At 44.3% G+C, this 1,789-nt stretch carries 3 protein-coding genes; all 3 read right to left on the bottom strand.

What is annotated here, in order from left to right; genetic code table 11:
- Window positions 1-51: 51 nt before the first annotated feature.
- On the bottom strand, window positions 52-834 hold the full coding sequence (fliR, locus tag ACP45E_RS00720) for a flagellar biosynthetic protein FliR (protein ID WP_017033249.1): 783 nt from the start codon (window positions 832-834) through the stop codon (window positions 52-54).
- 9 nt (window positions 835-843) lie between these two features.
- On the bottom strand, window positions 844-1,113 hold the full coding sequence (gene fliQ / locus ACP45E_RS00715) for a flagellar biosynthesis protein FliQ (RefSeq protein WP_017033250.1): 270 nt from the start codon (window positions 1,111-1,113) through the stop codon (window positions 844-846).
- A 12-nt stretch (window positions 1,114-1,125) separates the two neighbouring features.
- Window positions 1,126-1,789: flagellar type III secretion system pore protein FliP (gene fliP / locus ACP45E_RS00710; RefSeq protein WP_069584588.1), on the bottom strand; the 664-nt coding region annotated here is incomplete at its 5' end.

Genomic DNA, 1,789 nt, shown 5'->3' with positions numbered 1-1,789 from the left:
CAGTATCAATACCCAACAAGTGCTACCCGAAAGGTTCGGCTAAATCACTTCTTAACAATCCAATCTTATCAATCGGCAGATTTGCTGCTCACCCTGAATCCAAAACATTTCATAATGAGCAAAGAGGCCACTGACGATATACCAACAGATGAGAAGGCCGACCAATAAAGCAAACGCAAAACCCAAGGAGAAAATATTCAACTGGGGCGCCGCACGAGTCATCACACCAAACGATAAATTGATGGTCAGCAAGGCGATAATGCCTGAGAGTGCCATGCTTAACGACACTTTAAACATGATACTTAACCATAGTGCAATTTCTCGATAATCGACGGTAGTGAGCGAACCCGAACCAATCGGCAAGCTTTTAAAACTAAACACCACCAGCTGGATCATTTTTAAATGACCGTCGGTTGAGAGGAAAAACATCGTTGCTAAAAACATGAATAACTGACCCAACAATGGGGTGCTTTGTCCGTTCGCGGGATCAACCATAGAAGCAAAACCCAAACTCGATTGCATACCCAATATCTGCCCGAGAATAATAAAGGTTTGGATCATAAACTGAGTAATGGTGCCCATCGCCACACCGATAATCACTTGCTCAAGCACGACGAGAAAACCTTGAAGCGAGAATAATTCAATTTCAGTAGGAACTTCAGGTATGGCTGGAGATACAGCGAAGGTGATCGCCAAACCTAGGTATAAACGAACGCGAGTAGGGACAAACCGAGCCCCAGTCACCGACATCACCATCAACATGGCTGCAATGCGGGTGTAAGGCCAAAAGTAGTTGGCAATAAATTCTAAGACCGTGCTGGTTGGATACTCCATAACAGGGCCTTAATAGAGGATCTGAGGCAGTCGTTCAATGATGCTAAAAAAGTATTCCATCATCGATTGCATCATCCAATGCCCAAACAACATCAGGGCAAGTAGCGTAACAATAAGACGAGGCAGAAAGCTCAATGTCTGTTCATTGATCGAGGTGGCAGCTTGAAACACCGCCACAACCAAACCAACCAATAAGCTTGGAATGATGATGGCACACACCAACATCAATACCATCCAGAGAGCATCTCTAAATATTTCAACAAACAGCTCAGGAGTCATTGTTATCTCCCGTCACACGACAAAACTACCGGCTAACGTGGACAGTATTAAATTCCACCCGTCAACCAGTACAAAAAGCATGAGCTTAAATGGCAGCGATACAATCATGGGAGAAAGCATCATCATACCCATTGCCATCAAAATAGACGCCACCACCAAATCAATAATTAAAAACGGCAAAAACAGCATGAAGCCGATCTGGAACGCGGTTTTTAACTCAGATGTAATAAAGGCGGGGATTAATACCGCCATTGACACTTCTTCAGGGCTCTGGGCGTCGGAACCTGCAATATTAACAAAGGTCTCCAGATCTTTAACCCGCGTTTGCTTAAGCATGAATGTTTTTAAGGGCTCTTGAGCGATGCTAAATGCGTCTTTGGCAAGAATTTGCTCACTTAAATATGGCTGAACCGCGTTTTCGTTAATCTCATTGATCACCGGCGACATGATGAAGAAGGTCAAAAAGATAGCGATACCGATGATCACTTGATTCGATGGCGTTTGTTGCAAACCCATTGCCTGCCGAAGAATCGACATGACCACCACAATACGTGTGAAAGAGGTCATTAAAATAACCATCGCAGGCAAAAAGCCCAGCATGGTCATCAACGCGAGTATTTGCAGGTTTAAGGAGTAATCTTCACCACCATTCGGGTTCGAGATCGGAAGAGCGGTT

The sequence above is a fragment of the Vibrio genomosp. F10 str. 9ZD137 genome (assembly GCF_049974785.1).
Lineage (GTDB): Bacteria > Pseudomonadota > Gammaproteobacteria > Enterobacterales > Vibrionaceae > Vibrio.
This window is presented reverse-complemented; position numbering and strand designations above follow the sequence as displayed.

Coding starts and splice junctions, on each gene's coding strand:
- fliR (WP_017033249.1), bottom strand. CDS start 834: ATGGAGTATCCAACCAGCACGGTCTTAGAATTTATTGCCAACTACTTT.
- fliQ (WP_017033250.1), bottom strand. CDS start 1,113: ATGACTCCTGAGCTGTTTGTTGAAATATTTAGAGATGCTCTCTGGATG.